Source organism: Methanocalculus sp., assembly GCF_030651615.1.
In the GTDB taxonomy this organism is placed as follows: domain Archaea; phylum Halobacteriota; class Methanomicrobia; order Methanomicrobiales; family Methanocorpusculaceae; genus Methanocalculus.
In genome coordinates, this window is sequence record NZ_JAUSCG010000087.1 from 1 (window position 1) to 3,879 (window position 3,879).

6 protein-coding genes are annotated in these 3,879 nt (G+C 52.3%); all 6 read right to left on the reverse strand.

Annotated elements, in window-relative coordinates:
- Nucleotides 1–124 precede the first annotated feature (124 nt).
- The gene (locus Q7V06_RS03595; protein ID WP_304838217.1) at nucleotides 125–307 is read right to left on the reverse strand and encodes a hypothetical protein; all 183 of its coding nucleotides are present in this window, start codon (nucleotides 305–307) and stop codon (nucleotides 125–127) included.
- Between the two features lie 220 nt (nucleotides 308–527).
- Nucleotides 528–773 carry a 4Fe-4S binding protein gene (locus tag Q7V06_RS03600; RefSeq protein ID WP_304838220.1) on the reverse strand — a complete coding sequence of 82 codons (246 nt, stop codon included), beginning with the start codon at nucleotides 771–773 and terminating at the stop codon, nucleotides 528–530.
- Entirely contained in the window at nucleotides 770–1,297 is a 528-nt protein-coding gene (locus Q7V06_RS03605) for a 2-oxoacid:acceptor oxidoreductase family protein (protein WP_304838223.1), read from the reverse strand. Before Q7V06_RS03605 ends, Q7V06_RS03600 begins: the two co-directional genes overlap by 4 nt.
- On the reverse strand, nucleotides 1,297–2,406 hold the full coding sequence (locus tag Q7V06_RS03610) for a transketolase C-terminal domain-containing protein (protein WP_304838226.1): 1,110 nt from the start codon (nucleotides 2,404–2,406) through the stop codon (nucleotides 1,297–1,299). Before Q7V06_RS03610 ends, Q7V06_RS03605 begins: the two co-directional genes overlap by 1 nt.
- Nucleotides 2,400–3,281, reverse strand: coding sequence for a thiamine pyrophosphate-dependent enzyme (locus Q7V06_RS03615; RefSeq protein WP_304838229.1), 882 nt, complete (start codon nucleotides 3,279–3,281; stop codon nucleotides 2,400–2,402). The genes Q7V06_RS03610 and Q7V06_RS03615 overlap by 7 nt, the downstream gene beginning before the upstream one ends.
- Before the next feature lie 56 nt (nucleotides 3,282–3,337).
- Nucleotides 3,338–3,879, reverse strand: a 542-nt coding sequence (locus Q7V06_RS03620; RefSeq protein ID WP_304838232.1) for a hypothetical protein, incomplete at its 5' end; no start/stop codon positions are given.

Consider the following 3,879-nt stretch of genomic DNA (forward strand, 5'->3'; position numbering starts at 1 on the left):
CTGCAACAGAAGAGGTTTCTGCAAGTGTCGATGAAGTCGCACAGATGGTAGCACGCGTCACAGAGATCTCTGAGAAGACCCTGCTCGCAAATAAACAATTTAAAACAGCCTGATACTCTCCTCTTCACTTCATTTCTTTTAGTAACTCCTGCATAAGGAACAGCCGCTGAACAGCAACGCTACCGCTCAAAGGACATGTAACAATCCCCTCTTTGATCAGGGGACAGGTAGGATATCCCTCACCCTCTATCTTTGAGACGAGATCCCACCCAGCCTGCAGATCATCTTCTGGTGTAAGCATCATCATACCGTATCACCCTTCTTCAGCAGATCTGATTTTGATCCTTGTCATAATCATCTGCACCTCTTACCATGCACCTGCAGATGAGAGGAGAATGGCCTGTCGTTCTTCGGAACGTAAGTTCGTCAATGGGCGAACCATACGAATAAACGAATATACGAACTAATAATATATATAATTTTTGTTACCAAAAGAGAGGTTTCGGAGTAAAAAAGAGAAATTTGATTTATTTATCTTCACGATCCATCCGGATCGCCTTCTTCGGACATTCATGAGCACAGATCCCGCATCCGTTGCAGTAATCGAGATCAATCTCAAGGTCCTCGTTTATGCATCCGTCCGGGCAGTACATCGCACAGAGGCCGCATGCATTACATGCTTCGCGATCAACGACCGGCCGGAATGTTCGCCACGTACCGGTTTTACCAGCAGCACCAATTCTGGGTCTGCTCATCGCAACCGGATCACTCATACAATCAACTCCTTAAATGCGGCCTCTGCCGCCTGAACATTCCGCTCATCAGTAAACATCCCACGTATCGCCGCTTCAGCCGACTCACGGGTGATAACCCCCATCTTCGCAAGTGCCCCAAGAACCGGGGTGTTTAAGATCGGGCTGCCGGCAACGACAAGATTAACAGAGAGTGCAATCCCTGTCAGATCAATTGTAAGCACGTTAACATTCGGGAGATCCACCGGATGGGGGCTGTTGATCAGGACGGTTCCACCAGGCTGTATCCCCTGAAGAACATCCACCGAATCCATGATGCTCCCATCAAGGACGATGATCAGGTTTGGAGATCTGATCTGGGAGTAAATCTTGATTTGCTGATCGTCGATCCGCACAAACGAGACGACCGGTGCACCCCGCCGTTCCGCACCATAGAAGGGGGCCGCAGTCGCATGTTTCTTATCGAGGAACGAAGCCATTGCGAGGAGCCTCGCAGCAGTGACACCACCCTGGCCGCCACGTGAATGAATCCGAATCTCAAACATCAGGCATCCACCCCGAACCAGTATTCTTCACCCATCTTGCGATCCCGGATAAAATCTGCGATATCATCATACGTAACCTCCTGACCGCCAAGACCTGCGACAACTGAATAGATGGAGGCAGACGGGTACCGGGATCGGATCGAGTCGGAGAGAACCCCGCCAAATCCAAACGAGTAGCCCCGGTCCAGCACAACAAGATCACGGCCTGCGACATCCAGATCGGGGAAGGGCCTGAACCATCGTATACGCATTGATCCCGCTTTAATCCCTTCTTTTCTGAGGAGATCAACAGCAACCTCAGCCTCAACCCCGAGAGTTCCAAGGGCAACAACGACGACATCGGCATCCTCACACAGGTACTCCTCAACCGGGCCGTACCGCCGTCCGAACCTCCTGAAGAACTCTTCTTCAGCATCACGGATAACTGAGGGGGCAGTCCTCATCGCCTTTTCCATCCCCCAACGGAACTTAAAGTAATCAGCAGGTCCGGTCAGTGTTCCGTACCCCGCAGGATTCTCCGTATCAATCCGGTGCGGAAGAACCAGCGGAGGAATATAATCGCCCGGATCAAGCGTCTCAAGGGACTGCATGATATGCGAGAGGGTAAATCCATCAAGGTTTACCATCACCGGGAGGAGGACACCCTGGTCCTCTGCGATACGAAACGCCATCAGGGTCGTGTCGTATGCCTCCTGTACGGTTCCGACGAAGATCTGAATCCATCCGGTATCACGCTGTGAGAAGGCATCTGAGTGTTCGGCCCAGACATTCCATCCAGGACCAAGAGCACGGTTCACATTTGCCATCACGATCGGAAGGCGGGCACCTGCTGCCCAGTGGAGCATCTCGTGCATGTACAGGAGACCGTGAGAGCTTGTTGCAGTAAAAGACCGGACACCGGTTATCGATGCACCGATACAGGCTGTCATTGCAGAATGCTCGCTCTCAACCGGGATATACCGGGCATCCATCTCGCCCGATGTCACATATTCTGCAATCTGTTCGACTATCTCCGTCTGGGGGGTGATCGGGTACGCCGCAACGACGGCGGGTTTTGCCGCCTTCACAGCAGCTGCGACCGCTTTATTTCCTGTTGCTACCGTCAGCATTCTCCTGCCTCCTCCTTTGCAAGTCGTGCAAGGTTCTTCTCGATCGACTGCTCAAGTTCGTTCACAACCGATTCGGAGATTCCTTTGAACCTCCCCTGAAGCGAGAGATACTCACGTAATGGAGCCCGCTTCTTCATCGCCCCTTTTGAGGGGGCGCTGATCGAGAGTTCCCCATATTTTCGCTCCCAGAGCACCCATGAACCCGTCTTCACCGCCATCTTTCCGACTGCAACAGACATATCAGATGCAATCCTCCAGCCCGGGGGGCAGGGGGCAAGGACATGGATGAACGAAGGACCCGGTGTCGCAAGTGCAGTTTTAACCTTATCAAAGAGGTCTTTTGGATATGCCGGGGTTGCAGTCGCCTGATAGGGGATGTTGTGGGCGGCGACGATCCGGTCAATATCCTTCTTGGCATCGGTCTTGCCACCAGGAGTCGTCGTTGTACGTGCACCCATCGGGGTTGCACCTGACCGCTGCATCCCGGTGTTTCCGTATGCCTCGTTATCATAGCAGATATAGAGGAAATCTGTCCCACGCTCAAGCGCACCAGAGAGCGCCTGGATGCCGATATCGACCGTTCCACCGTCACCTGCATAGACGATGACGTTCGTCTTCTTTCCGATGCTCGAAAATGCCTCGCTCATCCCTGAAGCACATGCTGCTGCTGCTGCAAAGGCTATATTGTAGACAGGGACCGAAAATGCAGTATTTGGATAGGTTCCCTGCAGAATACTTGTACAGCATGCGGGTACGACCAGAACCGTATCCGGCCCCGCCGCCTTCAGTACATACCGAAGTGTGAGCGAGGATGTGCACCCGGCACAGGCCGTCGTGCATTTTTCGAGGTACTCCTCCTTTGGTATCTCAGCCATCCGAATCATCTACAGATCTGTCATTATTTATAATGAGGCTTCGGGTTTGGGTCTCTTCAGCCGACAGGGGTGTACTTCGTCAGTGCTGATGGAAAGCGAAGCTGTTTACGTAGAGGAAGTAAACCGGGAACGAAGATCTCAACGGTTGGATTTGACCCGGCAGTTGTATCTTTTGTTGATGTCAGCTCAAAGAGTATCACCACCAACTCGCCGGGTTCGAGGATGGGATTTTGATCCTGATGAATGGGGTATGCAATCGAGAAACGATTAACACCAGGAGAATCAGAGAAGAGGGGGTCACCCGGAGTTATTTCCACAAACTGATTCAACCCGGTGAACCGGATGGTCACTCTCCGAAGATCAATCGACTGTGACCCGGGCGTGAGCTGAACCGGTATTCTGATCTGTTCAGCTCCGGCTACTACATCTTTTGTATCCACTGCATAGATCGTTCCAGCAACCTGAAGAGCTGAGCCTGCCCGATATACTCCCTGGTGCACCTCTGTTCTTGCACCCTCCGAGAGGCTGAGACCAGAGACTATGACCATATGGGAGAAGACAGCGGCTACAACGACGAAGGTTATCAGAACAATTCCGG